The 16929-nt window shown below is 38.2% G+C and carries 7 protein-coding genes and 1 pseudogene; 1 reads left to right on the forward strand and 7 read right to left on the reverse strand.

Translation table 11 applies throughout. The features are described from left to right. Window positions 1–478: 478 nt before the first annotated feature. The 7 genes and pseudogenes from F6K23_RS14865 to F6K23_RS14895 all read right to left on the reverse strand — a co-directional run bounded on the left by F6K23_RS14865 (window position 479) and on the right by F6K23_RS14895 (window position 15257). On the reverse strand, window positions 479–2143 hold the full coding sequence (locus F6K23_RS14865) for an adenylate/guanylate cyclase domain-containing protein (RefSeq protein ID WP_293156645.1): 1665 nt from the start codon (window positions 2141–2143) through the stop codon (window positions 479–481). Then, window positions 2140–2535, reverse strand: a complete 396-nt coding sequence (locus tag F6K23_RS14870) for a response regulator (RefSeq protein WP_293156648.1) — start codon at window positions 2533–2535, stop codon at window positions 2140–2142. Before F6K23_RS14870 ends, F6K23_RS14865 begins: the two co-directional genes overlap by 4 nt. 127 nt (window positions 2536–2662) lie before the next feature. Beyond that, window positions 2663–8659 carry an ATP-binding sensor histidine kinase gene (locus F6K23_RS14875; protein WP_293156651.1) on the reverse strand — a complete coding sequence of 1999 codons (5997 nt, stop codon included), beginning with the start codon at window positions 8657–8659 and terminating at the stop codon, window positions 2663–2665. Between the two features lie 456 nt (window positions 8660–9115). Beyond that, window positions 9116–9263: pseudogene (locus F6K23_RS14880) on the reverse strand (IS1 family transposase); the annotation flags it as partial. A 449-nt stretch (window positions 9264–9712) separates the two neighbouring features. Further along, window positions 9713–11902 (reverse strand): NHLP family bacteriocin export ABC transporter peptidase/permease/ATPase subunit, encoded by a 2190-nt coding sequence (locus F6K23_RS14885; RefSeq protein ID WP_293156654.1) that lies wholly within the window; start codon window positions 11900–11902, stop codon window positions 9713–9715. Window positions 11903–12560: 658 nt separating this feature from the next. Next, window positions 12561–12749, reverse strand: coding sequence for a hypothetical protein (locus tag F6K23_RS14890; RefSeq protein WP_293156657.1), 189 nt, complete (start codon window positions 12747–12749; stop codon window positions 12561–12563). A gap of 27 nt (window positions 12750–12776) precedes the next feature. After that, window positions 12777–15257 (reverse strand): response regulator, encoded by a 2481-nt coding sequence (locus F6K23_RS14895; protein ID WP_293156660.1) that lies wholly within the window; start codon window positions 15255–15257, stop codon window positions 12777–12779. A gap of 1182 nt (window positions 15258–16439) precedes the next feature. On the opposite strand from F6K23_RS14895, the gene F6K23_RS14900 reads away from it, so the two are divergent. After that, on the forward strand, window positions 16440–16907 hold the full coding sequence (locus F6K23_RS14900) for a peroxiredoxin (protein WP_293156663.1): 468 nt from the start codon (window positions 16440–16442) through the stop codon (window positions 16905–16907). The last annotated feature ends 22 nt before the right edge of the window (window positions 16908–16929 follow it).

Genomic DNA, 16929 nt, shown 5'->3' on the forward strand with positions numbered 1-16929 from the left:
AAGTGCGGGCATCTTGCCCACGACTGGTGTACCTCACTAATATGGAATACGCTGTATAGCAGTCGAAGCAAAGGTTAGGACAGATAAAAAGCTTAAAACTCAGATAACGTAATACTTTTCCTTCTTCCTTCTTCCCTCTTCCTTCTTTCTTCTGCTATAAAAGCTATGATGAGTATCTATAGCGTTTTCAAATGATATATCAAGCAAAAGTTGGTTATTTACTAATATTAACAAAATCCGGCAAACCTTCTTACCAAAAAATGAGGGTATGTGCCTCCCCTTTTAAGGGGATGAAAAAAATATTTAGTTCAGTATTTCAAGCCTCCGACTTCAGTCGGAGGTTCACTGATAACTGATAACTGATAACTGATAACTGAAATGACCTATTGCCTGTTGCCTGTTGCCTCTTTTGGAGGAGATGTCTAATTCTCTTCCTTCCGTGCCTCCTGACTTCTGACTCCTGACTCCTGACTCCTTCTTAACTACAGTGTTGCAGATAAGTTTGAGCAACGTAATCGTGGGGATTGTTCTGTAAACACTGATAGAAAAGGGATTTGGCTGACTCAGTTACTCCTTGATAGTATTGGAAAATAGCTGCTTCAAAAATCGGCTTAGTTGCCAATTTGGCCTGCTTTTGGTCATGAGGCTCGGCCTCAAATACCTCAAATACCCCTACTTTCCTAGATTTCCCTCTAACTTGCACTTGAGCGATCGCTCGCAGGGCATACTTCATTGGTTCTTCCAGACAAGCTAAAGTATGATGAGAAATTAGAAGCGGAGTATTATATACTTTCGTTAACTGCTGGAGACGGGAAGCGAGATTAACCGTATCGCCAATGGCAGTAGTATCAATACGAAAGTTACCGCCTACCGTTCCTAACATCAACATCCCTGTATTGATTCCAATGCCAATTTCGATGGGTTTGCGGTTTGGACGTTGTCGGGTTAAGTTATATTCAGCGAGAATTTTTAACATGGTCACTGCTGTATCCACTGCATAATCGGCACTTCTTTCAAACAGTGCCATGATTTCATCACCAATATATTTATCAATAAAACCACCATTTTCAATAATTGCAGGTTCCATACGTCGGAGATAGCCATTAATAAACTTAAATGTATCTTTTGGAGTCATCTGCTCTGAAAGTGTTGTGAAAGCACGAATATCGGAAAACAACACTGACATTTGTTTCTGGACGCACTCCCCTAGTTGAATCTCACTGATACTTTTGCGAGCAAGAGATTGGAGAAATTGACGGGGAACAAACCTGGATAAGGCTTCATTGAGTTCAAACAATTCTCTAGTGTACTTTTCTCGTTCGTCTTCCGCTTGTTTACGATCGCTAATATCTTGGAAAGCAGCGATCGCCTGAGAAATCCGGCCTGTTTCATCCCGAATAGGTGTAGTCGAAATTTCGATCGGGATAATCCGATCTGGGTGATGAATTTCTATGTCCTCACAATGAAGCGTTTCTCCCGCCAGCGAACGTACAATTGGCAGTTGCTCTGAAGGATACAATTGTTTAGTTTCTACTTGATAAATTTTAAAAGTATCCGAAAGCTTTTCAATTTGAGCATCGGGTAAAACGTCTAACTTGAGTAATTCCTTAGCTTTCTGATTAGCATAGGTAAGTTTTCCGGTCACATCGTGAACCGAGACACCAATTGGCATCGCCTCCAAAAACTGAGTCAGGCGACGTTCATTTTCCCGCAGTTGAGCATTTTGTCGTTCGAGTTGTTTCACCCGCAAGTACTTACTGAGTGCTTCCTTAATTGTCAGATTGAGATCCGTTGTATCCCAGGGTTTAGTAATATAACGGTAGAGATTAGCTGAATTCACAGCATTTCCCACTGCATCTACTCCAGCTTGACCCGTCAGCATAACCTTCAAGATATCTGGATATTGAAGATGAATCTGACTCAGAAGTTCATCTCCTTTGATACCAGGCATTAATTGATCGGAAATCACTACAGCAACTTCTATTCCTTCAGCCTGCAATTCCCCTAAAATTTCGAGCGCCTCTTCACCACTTTCAGCAGCTTCAATATCATAATTTTGACCAAAGTTTCGTTGTAACTCTTCAGAAAGACTTTCCAAAACCATCGGTTCATCATCTACTAAAAGAATTGCTAGTTCGTTCATACTGACTCAAGGGCTGTCGTGATAATTTTAATCAACTCTGCTTCCCGCCACGGTTTATAGATACAGGAGTAAAGATTAGCTTCTTCCTTGGCTCGTTGAATCGCCGACTCATCAGCTTGTCCAGTTAACATAATTGTTTTAATATCACCAAATCGCTGATGGACTTGAACTAAAAACTCATCCCCTCGCATTCCAGGCATTAGCCAGTCAGAGACAATCACCACAATTTTGACTCCTTCCTCATCTAGCTCTTCGAGAATTTCTAGGGCTTCCTCAGCACTTTCGGCTGCCTCGTACACAAATTCCTCGCCAAAGTAACGGCTAATTTGTTCTTGAAGGGTTTCCAGAATAACAGTTTCATCATCAACACACAGAATAGCTGCTTCAGTCATAACATTCTAGGAGTAAATGGCCAATTTTTAGGAGGTTAAATATTTTACATCTTTAATTTATAAATTATATAAGTAATAGGACTATAGAGAAGATTTTTACCTCAATTATTTGGTAAGTTCTGTTACTCTAAGCTTGATTGTATATGCCGTTGTCTGTTAACTCAATGGGAATAGTCACAGTAAAAGTAGTTTTACCAACAACAGATGTAAAATCAATCTTTCCTTGATGTTTGTCAATAATCTTTTTGACAATTTCCAACCCTAAACCACTACCTTCTCCAGCAGCTTTTGTCGTAAAGAAAGGTTGAAAGATTTTATCCTGAATGTCTAGGGGTATACCAGCTCCAGAATCTGTCACTTCCACTACAATATCTTGATTTTCTACCTGCACTTGGATTTCTATTTTTCCCTTTCCATCCATCGCTTGAATTGCATTATGAATCAAGTTTGTCCATACTTGCACTAATTCATCAGCATAGCAAAGAATCTCTGGAATATTTTGATAGTTGCGAACCACATCCACACCCTTTTTTAAATAGTTGTGATACAACTCCAACACAGTTTCAATACCGTCAGTAATCTGAACTAACTGTTTTTCTCCACTGTGGTCGTAACGGGCGTAACTCTTGAGAGCAAAGACAATTTTAGAAGCTCTTTCCACAGCGTTGTTAATATTTTTGCTGTTGGTGTGGAGGCGGGCAATATCGTAGGCTATTTGCACTATTTGGTGAACTTGCGGAGTTTGCAGTAAAGATATTTGAGATGCCAAACTATGATGTAATCCGGCTTCGGTTAGTAGGTGAGCTAGTTGTTTGGCATTGGTAATGTTGTTAGATTGAAGTTGTTGAGTGAGTGTGCGTTTAATTTGACGTTTCTCCCTGGTACTGAGACTGGTTTGGTTACTAACAGCAAGTTGTAGGAAACTGAAAAAGTCGGTTTGTTGTTGTGGGTTAAGCTGGGGCAATAGTTGAGGTAGTTGAGATAAGGATGCTTCTAGGGCTTTGTCAGTGTTACCAATGGCGGCACGAATGGCTCCCAGGGGTGTGTTAATTTCATGGGCAATTCCGGCGACCAGTTGTCCGAGGGCTGCCATTTTTTCTGATTGAATTAATTCATTTTGGGTGGTTTTGAGTTTGTTGAGGGTATTTTTTAATTCCTGGGTGCGCGAGGCCACTTGATTTTCTAACGTTTGGTTGTAGTCTTCCAGAATCTTCTGAGCTTGCTTGCGATCGCTAATATCTTGGAAAGCTGCAATAGCATAGGAAATCTTACCTGTCTCATCAAAAATTGGTGTGCTGGAAACTTCTAAGGGAATTATCTTATCTGATTGGTGAAGTTCTAAATCATCTGCTTTGGCAGTTTCACCAACCAGGGAACGCGATATCGGCAGTCGCTCGGTGGGGTATAAATCCTGGGAGTCGGCACGATAAACTTGATATGCTTCTGCAATTTGTTCGGTTGTAGCTTTGGGTGAAATGTTGATGCCTAATAACTTTTGTCCTGTCTGGTTGACATAGTGGAGTTGTCCAGTGGTCGTGTGGACAGCTACACCCACAGGCATGGCCTCTAGGTATTGAGTCAGCCGTCGTTCGCTTTCTTTAACCTCCGCATAGAGTTTGGCATTAGTAATCGCGATCGCAGCTTGTCCGGATAGTAGTTGCAGGACTTCAAATCTATCTGGTGTAAAAGCTCCTGTGGTAAGATTATTTTCCAGATAGACAATACCACTGAGTTGACCCTGATTAATTAATGGCGCACACAAAATAGATTTGGTTTGATTCGCTTTGATATAAGAGTCGTGAGTAAATTGGCCTTGGTTGACGGCATCGTTTTTAACAACGGTTTCTCGAGTACGGGTGACATAGTTAATAATTGATATGGGTAAATGTCGATCGATGGGAACTGACTGCAACAGTGCAATTTTATCAACATCCGCTTCGCCAGACGCTTCAATTTGCCATTGTTTTTGTCCTGTTCCATTCTCTGAAGGAGTCTGAGACGGTAGTACCAAAAATCCTCGTTGTGCCCCGGCGTTTTCAATCATAATTTTCATTAGATTGGCGAGTAATTTATCTAGGACAATTTCATGACTAATGGCTTGGGAAGCTTTGAGAACCGTGTTTAAATCCAGAGTATCAGTAGATTTTGTTGAGGCAATACTAATGGTTTTTAGATTCCGTTGAATATCTGTTTTTGGGAACAACAACTGAGGATATTGAGTCGTAAGCTGGTTGACTTTATCAGTTGCGCCCCATTGGAGATAGGTATACTGAGCTTCTTCTAAGTAAATATTGGCAATTTTTTCCTTACCTTTTGCCAAATAAAATCGGGCGGCCAGCTCATTAGCGAGTGCTTGGTTTTGGGTATAGCCATTCTCTCGAGCTGAGGCGATCGCTTCATCATAGAAATCAATTGCTTCATAGCCTTTTTCAGTAATTCGAGCGAGTTCTGCTTGAATCAATTTAAACTTATGGAGATAATTTTCCGGGCAATGTTCTGCCCATTTATCGAACTTATTCCGATTCGCTTGCAACACTTTCAGGTACTTTTCTTGCGTTTGAGTATCTGCCAACTCATAAGCACTTGCCAAAGCAATGCTTTGATGAAAATAGAAGACTGGATTTGTAAAGATACCCTCAGAACCTTCAATATACTTCTCTCCTTCTAGAGCATACTCGGCGGCTTTCGCGAATTTGCCATACCAGTTAGCTAAGGCTAATTTATAAAGATAGACGACAAATACTGTTAATAAATCATTAGACTTTAAGCCAAATTCCAGAACTTCCTTGTCAGAAATCCATTCACCAACAAACTGCTCTGGTTCCTCCGCTCCTTCTGTGAGATTAACAATTGCTTCTCTTGCAATAAGTTGATAATTGAGCATATTTTTGTCAACATTAGTCAAGGAAGGAATAAAGTCTTCGATAATTTGTGCAGTTCGCTCTAAGGATTCATCGCCAAAGAAGCATTGAAACATGAAATTAACTGCACAGTAACCAGACCATTGATAGGAACCCGTATCAATACCGCTATTAAACCCTTTTAATAAATGAGGTTTACACTTACTTATATGCTCTTTATAAAGTAGGATTAATCCTCCCCACATATTTAAAATATTTGCTTCCAATTCCTTGGTATGGAACAGCTCATGCAGCTTCAAAGACAACTGTCCCATTGCACAGCCTGATTCAACTTCCCCATAGCCAAACACTAAATTAAAGGCATACAGCATATAACCAAAAACGGAAATGGGAGAGTTCCCATACTGAATTGAAAGCTGGGTAATTTTCATCGTACAGACGTGCAATTCTTTAGAACCCAGGAAGTAGGCAATTGGCCAAATTTCCTTCAAAATTCGCTGTGTCATCAATTTTTCTGGGTCTTGCATTTGAGGCAAATTTACCAAGCTTTCTAGGGAAAATGCGGTCTGATTGTCTGGAGAAATTTTGGAATTAAGTACCTGGTTAATCATTGCTTTGGTACGATTCAGTTCATTTAAGAGATAGTCTTGATCTGAATAGGGAGGAAAGTCGATTTCTAACATTTTCAAGGTTTCTAAACCAACTTTATAAGCTGAGTCTAATTTATTTTCCATGCGATAACACATGATTTTATACTCATTGAGACGGCAGCGATCTAAAATATTTTTTACGTGAGAATCAGTTTGTTTTAAAATATCTAAACCAGCTTCATTATTTCCGTTTAGATATTCTGCTTCTCCTGTTTCTAAATAGAGATTTAGTGTTAATTCATAATGGTCTTGCCAACTAGTTTTAGGCAGAAATTTAATTACAGTTTTGAGTAGCTTTAATGCCGTTTCAAATGCGGAAGATAATTTAGCTTTCTGGGATGCTTGTAGATTTAATTGAGCCAGTCGATAGCGTTCATTAGAGTCAGTGATTAAAGATTCACCTCGATTAAGGTGATTAACTACATCAAATAAATTTTCTTCCAATTCATCTGCGTTTAAGTTTTTGAGGAGCAGTTGCCCGACTTGCAAGTGAACCTGTTGTCTATTTTTTTCTGCAATTAGAGAATAAGCTGCTTGCTGGATGCGATCATGTAGGAACCTGTAATCTTGAATTAAAAGCTCTGTATCTAACTCTGATGTAGGCAAAATCAATCCAGACTGAATTGCCGTTACTAAATCAGGAAAAACTGCCTCTTTGGATTTTTCACAAATAATAGAAATGGTAGTTAAATCAAAAGAAGCACCAATACAAGCTGCTAAGCGTAAAGCCTGCTGGGTGGATTCTGGTAGTTTCTTGAACTTGCCAATCATCAATTCTACTACGTTATCCGTAATATCTTGGCCTTCAATATTGGCAATATCCCACAGGAAGACATGACGCTGAAAATCAAACGTGATTAAATTTTCCGAGTGCAAGGTTTTGAGAAATTGATTAGCAAAGAAGGGATTGCCACCTGTTTTTTGTTTCACCAATAGTGCCAAAGGTTTAACTTCATCAGTGTCGCTATGTAATGTGTCAGCAATTAGCTGGCTAATAGACTCTAATGCTAATGGTGCTAAGGTAATCGAATTGACAATTGTACCCTGTTTTTTTAATCTATCCAGTGTCATCATCAAGGGATGAGTGGGGCTGACTTCGTTATCCCGATAGGCTCCAATTAGGAACAAATATTGTGTTTCCTTATCGGTCATCATCAGTTTGATTAACTTGAGGGTGGCGGAGTCTGCCCACTGTAAATCGTCCAGAAAGATAACCAAAGGATGTTCTTTTGTGCAAAATGCTCGGATGAACTGACCAAATACACGATTAAAGCGATTTTGCGATTCAGTTGGCCCCAACTCAGGAACGGGTGGCTGTTTGCCAACAATCAGTTCTACTTCCGGAATAACATCAATAATTACTTGCCCATTACTACCAACTGCAGCTAACAGTTTTTCTCGCCATTGAGTTAGTTGTGAAAAGCTTTCCGTTAACAGTTGTCGCATTAATCCCTTAAAAGCACTGACAATAGCTGAGTAGGGAATATTTCGCTGAAACTGGTCAAATTTTCCCTCTATGAAATAGCCACGCAGTCGAGTATTCGGTTTATGAATTTCGGCAACTAATGCTGATTTACCAATACCGGAATAACCCGCTACTAGCATCATCTCTATTTTGGATTGAGGATTATCTGCGACTCTCTCAAATGCTGCTAATAATGTTTCAACTTCCGCCTCACGTCCATAGAGTTTTTGGGGAATTTGAAATTTATCAGAAATATCTTTAGTCCCCAAAGAAAACTCGAAAATTTCTCCTTTTGTTTGTAATTGAAATAGACATTCCTGCAAATCTGCTACAATTCCCCAAGCACTTTGATAGCGTTCCTCCGCTGTTTTGGCCATCAGTTTGATCACAATATCTGATAAAGCTTGAGGAATTTCTTCCTTTGTGCCTCCTGTTTTGTGCTTTCTGAGTTCTTTGGGTGGTATGGGTTGTTTGGCAATATGACAATGGACTAATTCTAATGCATCTGTTGTTTCAAAAGGCAGTTTTCCGGTTAGCAATTCATAGAAAGTCACACCCAGGGAGTAAAAATCCGTGCGATAATCCAAAGCTCGATTCATCCGTCCTGTTTGTTCAGGGGACATATAAGCTAATGTGCCTTCTAAAACATTGGGATTTTTCAGCGTCGGATTTTCCCGGTTTAATTGGGTAGAAATGCCAAAATCAATAATTTTGACTTGTCCTGTTTCTGGGTTGAAGACGATATTGGCAGGGTTAATATCTTTGTGGATAATATTACTGCTGTGAACCTGTCCCAAAATATCAGTCGTTTTGATGGCAATTTTGAGAATTTCCGGCAGAGAAAAGTTAGTACTTGACTCTAGTAACCCTTGTTTTAATGATAATGCCCCAAAATCCTCAAGGATCATCACTAATGTTCTTTGATATGGTTCTAATCCATAAGCATTAACTACGCCATCTAGATCTAAGTTGCTAGTGATTTCATATTCCTGTTTGTATCGAGTCAGTTCGGCAGGTGTAGGATAGTCTTGTTTGAGTACCTTGAGGATAACTGCTTGATTATCCTGTTTTCGGATAGCTCGATAGACTACAGAATTAGCACTTTCGTAAGTTTGTGTCAGAATCTTGTATCCGGGAAATTTCATCATAAGTTGCTGTTATATTAAAAATACGAGTTTCGAGATAGGTTTGGTTTGTTTGTTATAGCAGGAAACAGGCAACAGTGGGAAAAATATTTCTCTGTCTAAGGTTCATCATTAATCTATGTCCTAACCAACTCGTTCCTTGCTATAGATAATCATTAAACATCATTATTAGCACAATAATCAGGTTAGTTCGCAGAAAAAGTTATATCATGTGCCTCCCCCGGAGGAGCTACCCTAGCTCTTTCCAGGGGAGTTGCGCTAACGGATGATTAGTTATTAAAAAAACCATACCTCTAGCTTCAAAGGCAAATATGCCGATTTTTCCTACTCCCTACTCCCTACTCCCTGCTTACTTAATCCTGACTTAATATTATAGCATTGGCAGAATTACCGTAAAAGTAGTGTGACCAACAACAGATGTAAAATCAATCTTTGGTAGTCCTGTATATGTAGTGATAATTACGGTGAAGCGATCGCTTCATTATAATGATGAATAAAATACGCGCGTAGCACCCAAATGATTTTCTAAAAAATTAGAAAAAGATCAAGTTTTTCTAACTAACCGAGAAATTCGTTGACGTAAAGTATTATTTAATCTTTCTATATAACCCATATTCCGCACTTCAAAATGTAGTACAAAAATAGCGTAACAGAGCGATATAGATGTCTCTAGGCTCCGCCAACGCGATTAATTGAGTATTAATACTGGGAGCAAAGAAAAATTGCCGTGAAAGCGATCGCGATTAGTTAAGTATTAATAGTGGGAGTCAAGAAAAATTGCCGTGACTAGGACACATGAGAGAAAAACCAGTTTGCAGATGGCCAATTAAAATCCCTCGAAGCCAAAATTTGACTGAAAAATCGGCTCTGAGAAGAAAAAACCTATCTATTAAAAATTTTAACTAGCGAGAAAACATTTAGGTTTTCTATTATTTTTGATTAAACTAGAATTTACGCAAAATCAGAGCGTTATACGCACTTCTGTGGTATAATACGCGTTGCCAAAAACCCTGCAGGTATGTCTATCCGTAAGTCCTGATGATATCATATCTCTAATTACCCTTCAGAACTAATCAACCCCCCATATACTCCCTCTTCCTGCAACATTTCCTCATGGGTGCCGCGTTGCACGACCTCGCCATTTTCCAAGACAATAATCTCATCGCAATCACGAATAGTACTCAAGCGATGCGCTACAATAATACAACTACACCCCCGACTCTGCAAATTATCAACAATTATTTTCTCTGTTTCCGCATCCAATGCACTCGTTGCCTCGTCCATTACTAATATTGTGGGATTATTTACCAAAGCACGAGCAATTTCTAACCTTTGTCTTTGACCCCCACTTAAGTTTCCACCCCCCTCCAATAACTCACCATCGTATCCACCAGGAAGTGCCATAACTGCTTCATGGATAACGGCATCTTGACAAGCTTTCATCAGTTGAGTTGTTGATATTGTCGGGTTCCACAAAGTTAAATTATCCCGCACCGTGCCTCCAAATAAAAATATTTCTTGTTCCACCATCGACAGAGAATTAGTTAATACTGTGGGCGAAATATCTTCTCTGGGAACACCATCAAACAAAATTTCTCCCTCCCACGGTTGATACAAACCACAAATTAATTTGGCGATCGTCGATTTTCCCGAACCACTACCACCAACTAATGCTATCTTTTGCCCTGGTTGCAACGACAAATTCAAATCTATGACTAAAGGTGGATCTACCTGCGAATAGCCAAATGTAATATTCCTTAACTCTACATACCCTTTGAGTTTTGATTCTTCAAATACTTGCTCTTTTTCCCCTTCAGCTTTTTCCCCTTCAGCTTCTTCCTGGGTCTCATTACTCAATACATCATCAAGTCGATTCAAATCTCCCTCTAATTCCTGGAGAGTGCTGCCAAAACCAACCAAAGTATTTACAGGTTGCTGAAAACTTAACATCAAGCTCTGAAATGCTACCAACATTCCAATACTGAGTTCCCCTTCCATAACTCGCAAACCACCTACGACTAATACCAATACTGATGTGAGGGATGATAAAAATGTTGGTAAAATCTCTAAAACTTGGTTTGTCACTTCCAACTGTTGTTGAGTATTCACGGTTTTCGCATAATATCCAGACCACCGAGAAAAAAAGTCAGACTCCAGCGCCGATGCTTTTAGGGTTTCCATACTTTGCAACCCCGCAATACTTGCCCCTGCTAGTTTACCTTCGTCTTGTACTAACCGCATATTGGCATCTACCCGTTGCCGAGATACCAACTGTAAAGCTAAGATATTCACCGCAGCAAAGCTAATTGCGATTAAAGTTAGTACGCGGTCGTAGGCAAACATCACCAACCCATAAAATACTATCATTACTGTATCAATAACTGTAGTCGCTAACTGTCCGGAAAGCACCTGGGCAACTTCATTATTTATACTGACGCGATCGCTAATTTCTCCAGCATATCTTTGGGCATAAAATCCTACTGGTAGTCGCAGAATATGCCACATAAACTGACTAGACATCCCTACAGATAATTTAATCATTAATTTTCTTAGGTAGCGTAGTCGTAATAAAGTCAGTAAAGTTTGTAATATCGTGGCGATCGTCATTCCCAATACTAGGGGTCGCAACCAGTTGGTACGATTTTCTACAAGAATATTATCAACAAATATTTGGCTAAATACTGGTACTGTCAAACCTGGAATTACTAGCAGAAAACCGGCGATGATACAATAAATTATTGCGCCTAAAGATGGTCGGAGTCTTTGATATAATAATGGGATGATGCTTGGTTTACGACCACTTTTTTCAAAGTCTTCTCCGGGTTCGATAGTGAGGATAACTCCGGTAAAGCTTTCATCAAATTCATCCCAGGAAACTTTGCGAGGTCCGGTAGCAGGGTCGTTGAGGAAAACTTGATGTTTGTTAAATCCTTCTACGACTAAGAAATGATTAAATTCCCAAAATACAATATAGGGAGGAGATATTTCGTCAAGTTGATCGAGGGTTTCTGCTTTGAAACCGTTTGCTTCCATTCCGTAATTTCTGGCAGCACCAACTATTTTAGATGCTTTGCTGCCATCGCGGGAAACTCCACATTCTTGTCGGAGTTTGGCAAGAGGTATAATGCGACCATAGTAACTTAGGATGATACATAGGGCCGCAGCACCACATTCAACGGCTTCCATCTGAATAACAGTCGGGGTTTTGACTCTTTTTTTTTCATTTGATTTAGATAGGGTTTGCACTCAAAAGTCTTTTTACTAAGGCAGGGAGTAGGGAGTAGGGAGTAGTGAAGAGTCAAGAGGAGTCAGGAGTTGTAGAGGATGTACAAAGGAAAAATTATCTCTATCCTTGGGTGTCTCTATCTGGCCCAAAATCCGCTCATTTTTGAACCTCAATTACCTAAAAGCTGGTACTTTATTAGCATTTGCAAGGGCTGAAATCTTTGCCAGGGAATACTTTGAGCTTTATGGGTGCAAGCCCTAGATATAGCAATGTGCGCTGGCATATTTACAAATTGCAGGAGATGTCCAATAGCTAAAAGTCTTATATTATCGGTTTTTTATTCCCCCTGTTGCCAGATGAGCTGTTGCCTGTTGCCTGCGCACAGCGCTATAGTATCTGGATAATTTAGGACTCAGAGTTCAGGTGTCAGGAGTGGGTCCCCATCTGCTTACAAGGGTAAGTTTTTACAGCAGTTTTCATTTGGGTAGACCACAGTAGACATCTCCTCCATGCATAGGCAGTAGGCAGTCGGGAACCCACCCCTAACCCCTCCGGTGGAGGGGAAGAATTGATAATTTCAGATCGATATAGATATTGATTTTTTATTATTACCAGATGTCTAGTAGGGACGCTCCATGGAACGTCCCTACAAGGTTTGATGTGTGAAGATGTGGTTCATCAATTTGAAAAGCGCTGTAAGATTTGACACGGTGACGCGGTGACAAGGGGACGCGGAGATTGGATAATTGAGTAATTAATTCTACTCGCTCTATTCATTACAGAAAATCCCTGCGTCCATCTATCTAGGCATCTTCCCATCTCCCCATCTCCCCATCTCCCCATCTCCCCATCTCCCCATCTCCCCATCTCCCCACACTCCCTACTCCCTACTCCCTACTCCCTACTCCCTACTCCCTCAGTTAATACAGATTTTAACTGGTCAATTTTCACGGGTTTAGAAATATAATTATTCATTCCTGAATTTAAACAAGTTTGGCGATCTTCTTCCATTGCATTTGCAGTCATGGCGATAATATAAGGTTTTTGGCTATCTGGAAAATGTTGACGAATCCAACAAGTAGCTTCTACCCCACTCATTTCTGGCATTTCCATATCCATTAAGATAATATCATAGGATTTACGTTGTACTGCTGCAATTACTTCTAAGCCATTAATTACTACATCGGCACTATAACCCAAGCTTTTTAACATTAATAAAGTAAGTTTTTGATTAACTTGATTATCTTCTGCAACCAGAATAGAAAGAAGAGAATTTTTAATAGGTTCAATCATTTTCAGAGGATTTGATTGTACTATGGTTTTTGGTTTTTCTAATCTAAAAACACGATCTAATGTTTCATAAAGTTGAGATTGTTTAATCGGTTTTTTTAATACAGCATAAAAATTGATTTTACTAACTATTTCTCGTTCGGGAAATTCTAAGGAAGTTACTATAATTAAAGGTAATTCTCGACAAAATCGTAACTTTCTAATTTCTTTAGCTAAAGTTAAACCATCCATATTTAGCATTTCCCAATCTAAGATAATAGCATCAAAATCTCTCTCTTGCCTTAACCATTCTAAAGCTTGATTTTGTTCTTGTGTAGCTACAGGTAACATATTCCAGTCTTGTATTTGTTGGGTTAAAATTTGACAATTAGTAGCATGATCATCAACAATTAAAATTCTTTTTCCCGACAAACTAGCAGGAATAGTTTTTGGTACATCACCTGTGATTTTGGCGGTAACAGTAAAATAGAAAGTTGAACCTTTACCTAGCTGACTTTCTACCCAAATTTTACCTCCCATCATTTCTACTAAACGCTTACAAATAACCAGGCCTAGACCTGTTCCTCCATATTTACGAGTTGTGGAACTATCAACTTGACTAAAAGGTTTAAATAAACTATTTTGTTGTTCTAGAGAAATACCAATTCCTGTATCTTTTACAGCAAATTCAAATTGGTAATAAGGTTTTTTTTCTGCTTGGCTAATAACTTGACTAGATACTGATACAGTCACTGCACCATTTTCTGTAAATTTTAAAGCATTACTCAGAATATTTACTAAAATTTGACGCACTCTTCGGGAATCTAAAATAATATTTTTAGGAGTGGAAGGATACCAATAGTAAGCTAATTCTATTTTTTGATCGAATGCTTTAGGAGCAAATAAATCAAGAATAAATTCAAGACATTCTTGTAAATTAAAAGCTTCGTAGTATAATTCTAGTTTTCCTGATTCAATTTTTGAAAGGTCGAGAAGATCGTTAATAATATTTAAAAGAGCATCTCCACTATCACAAATTGTTTCAATAAAATCACGTTGTTGTGAAGTTAAATTTGTATTTAATAGTAATTCTGTCATTCCTAAAACTCCATTCATCGGAGTCCTAATTTCATGACTCATCATTGCAATAAACTCACTTTTAGCACGATTAGCAGATTCAGCTTCAATTTGTTTGATTTCTAACTCTTTTTGAGTATTTTTTAGGTTTTCAAGAGTTTCAGAAAGTTGACTAATAGTTTTTTCTAAGCGGTCTGATTGTTTGATAGTAGAGCGTTCTGAAACCTCAAGTAATTGGGTCAAAGTAGCAATTTTTGAATTTAATTCTTCAACCTTTGGTACAGCAGAAATTAGATGACAATAACTATTAAAAACTCTGCGGCCGACAAAAGGTAAAATAGCTGTTTTAATACTTAAAGCTAAAGTGCTAAACATTTCTGCTGTAGCACGAGGAATTTTCACTTTAGAAAATATAATTACTGCAAACAGATTACCGTCAGGTAACAAGCCTCCAAAAGCTAAAACAGATTTAATCCCAAAAGGAATTACAAAGTTTTCTTTTGCTGGAATGTATTCACTAGAAATTGCGTCAGGAACATAAAAAACATTATAGTTTTTTTGTTCTAATTCAATTAACTGTTGAGGTTCCGGTTTGAGTAGTAAATTAATATCTAAACCAAGCTGATAAATTAATTGAAAAATCATTGGGATTTTTTCTACTACTTTCCGACAAGAGAGAGGAATGGCTTGATGACCTTTAGATTTAAGGCGATTATTCCATTCTTCCCGCTCACCAACAGTTGCTAAAAGTGTTAAACATTTTAACTTTTCAGTACTATAATTATCTTCTAATATTTGTTGAGCAAATTGTTGTATATGTGGCTCTAAATCGTCAAAATCATGGGTTTTAAAAAAGCGAATTAAAGCACAATATTTTTCCTTTGTTTGGTCATTAGCTAAATTATTATAAAGGTAATTAACAATTCTACTGCTTATTTCCTCCATACTGGCTGCTTCATTCCCTAGTTGACGTAGTTTAAAACTACATTCAATCATATCTCTGAGAGTAAATTTAACTAAATCATGCATTTGATATTATTCTGGTTATTGATAATAATTAATAGATAGCAATCCTAAATGATTTACTGTTAATATCTTATTATATATGATGGTAAATTTTTTAGTGCCTACTTGATTACTTACCCTGAAAATTTATAGGTATTATAGACTATTTAGAGTGATGTAATCTCAAACAAAAAAAATCAGGAAATTATGAGTATTAATAACTATGCTAAAGACTAAAAAGGGGGAAAGAATACTTCTTTTGATTAGAGAATAGCAAAAAATAAATTATTCAATTCTTGGACTCTCCCTACTCCCTTAAATTCAGTGCAATGAAATATTTTTTGACTCGGAAGTCCCTTACTTATTAAACTAACATAATAGTAATTAATCTACTCAAATTGAAAACGCAAAGCAAGCGATCGCCAATTAAATCTGAATAATAGTAAACTTCTATCTAGGGTTTGCTGAAAAAGTCTTTTTCTAGGGGGTAGGAGGACTGAGTCAGGAGGAATAATTGTCTGATATTTGTCTCTCTAGGTTTGCTGAAAATGTGATAATTTTCAGCTTTTTGGAACGAAAAACTTGCATTTTTTTCGTAAAAAGGCTAAATTATTTACAAATAAAGTCTTTTTAGAGTTATATCATGTCCTCTTGAATACTTATACTTTGATGGAAAGAAGGCAAAAGGCCTTTATGTTCAAGGGTTTCTTCCAATTATGACTTAATTCTATACACAAACGATGCTACCGGACATGATATTAATCAGCAAATCCTATCTATTCTATAATTACTTATTATCTCCGCTTAATTAGGGATAGAACTCCGTTCTGTGCTCCGCGTTACATGTCGCATTTGCGTTTTGCTGGCGCACAACTGCCTTAACGCTGCGCGAAATTTTTGCCCAGCATGACCTAGGAAAAAGCATTCCGGACTGAAAGCATTAACCTTTGCGCTAGCATGACCTTAGCGCAGCTCCGACCCAGGAGATAGGATGCGTTGTGCGCCAGCTAAACAAAAAACTTTCTCCAATCTTTCTTTGTCTTCTTTCCTTCTCGTTCCCTGTTTTGAACCCAATTTTTCTTTCTTCCTTCTTCCTTCTTCCCTCTTCCTTCTTCTATAATTTTCCTAATCCTAATAATGTACGCTAATATAACAAAAAGTTAACATTATATATATGTCCAAACAAAATGGACTCACAACTTAAATATGGCAGTTAAAGTAGGAGATCGAGCACCCAATTTTACCTTACCATCCCAAGACGAAACCCCAGTTTCTCTATCTAACTTCCATGGTAAGAAAAATGTTGTCGTTTATTTTTATCCCAAAGACGAAACACCTGGATGCATTAAAGAAGCTTGTGCATTTCGAGATAAATATCAAGTTTTTACAGATGCTGGTGCTGAAGTAATTGGTATTAGTGGAGACTCTCAACAGTCTCACAAACAATTTGCTAGCAAGTATAATTTACCCTTTACTCTTTTAAGCGATACTAGCAACAAAGTCAGAGAATTATATGGTGTTCCTGCTACACTTTGGATACTGCCGGGTAGAGTTACTTACGTCATAGACAAAGAAGGAATTATCCGTCATATCTTTGACTCTATGCTCAATTTTGAAGCTCACGTTGAAGAAGCTTTAAAAACATTAAAAGCAATACCTGCCTCCAGAAGCTAGAAGGCTTTCATCAGAGACTTAC

It is taken from the genome of Okeania sp. SIO2C9, assembly GCF_010672455.1.
In the GTDB taxonomy this organism is placed as follows: Bacteria; Cyanobacteriota; Cyanobacteriia; order Cyanobacteriales; family Microcoleaceae; genus Okeania.

Coding starts and splice junctions, on each gene's coding strand:
- F6K23_RS14865 (WP_293156645.1), bottom strand. CDS start 2,143: ATGAACGAACTAGCAATTCTTTTAGTAGATGATGAACCGATGGTTTTG.
- F6K23_RS14870 (WP_293156648.1), bottom strand. CDS start 2,535: ATGACTGAAGCAGCTATTCTGTGTGTTGATGATGAAACTGTTATTCTG.
- F6K23_RS14875 (WP_293156651.1), bottom strand. CDS start 8,659: ATGATGAAATTTCCCGGATACAAGATTCTGACACAAACTTACGAAAGT.
- F6K23_RS14890 (WP_293156657.1), bottom strand. CDS start 12,749: ATGGGGAGATGGGGAGATGGGGAGATGGGGAGATGGGGAGATGGGGAG.
- F6K23_RS14895 (WP_293156660.1), bottom strand. CDS start 15,257: ATGCATGATTTAGTTAAATTTACTCTCAGAGATATGATTGAATGTAGT.
- F6K23_RS14900 (WP_293156663.1), top strand. CDS start 16,440: ATGGCAGTTAAAGTAGGAGATCGAGCACCCAATTTTACCTTACCATCC.